2 rRNA genes are annotated in these 255 nt (G+C 52.5%); both read left to right on the top strand.

The features are described 5' to 3' along the window. Positions 1 to 81, top strand: a 23S ribosomal RNA gene (locus tag C3Z11_RS00010); the annotation flags it as partial. A gap of 121 nt (positions 82 to 202) precedes the next feature. Next, positions 203 to 255 (top strand): 5S ribosomal RNA (rrf, locus tag C3Z11_RS17345); the annotation flags it as partial.

The raw sequence follows: 255 nt of genomic DNA, 5'->3' as shown, positions 1-255 counted from the left end.
CTAGCTGGTTGATAGGCACGATGTGTACATGCAGTGATGCATTGAGCTAACGTGTACTAATGACCCGTGAGGCTTGACCATATAACCCCAAATGGTCTGGTTGCGTTAACCGGATACGTCAGAGACGTTCTCTGGCACAGCATGATCCCGAATAAGGCTGAGGTGAGCGACGTTACTTCCTCATCTCGAGCCGACAGTTACGCCTGACGACCATAGCGAGCGGGTCCCACCTGATCCCATGCCGAACTCAGTAGT

It is taken from the genome of Phytohalomonas tamaricis, from assembly GCF_003012345.1.
In the GTDB taxonomy this organism is placed as follows: domain Bacteria; phylum Pseudomonadota; class Gammaproteobacteria; order Pseudomonadales; family Halomonadaceae; genus Phytohalomonas; species Phytohalomonas tamaricis.
This window is presented reverse-complemented; position numbering and strand designations above follow the sequence as displayed.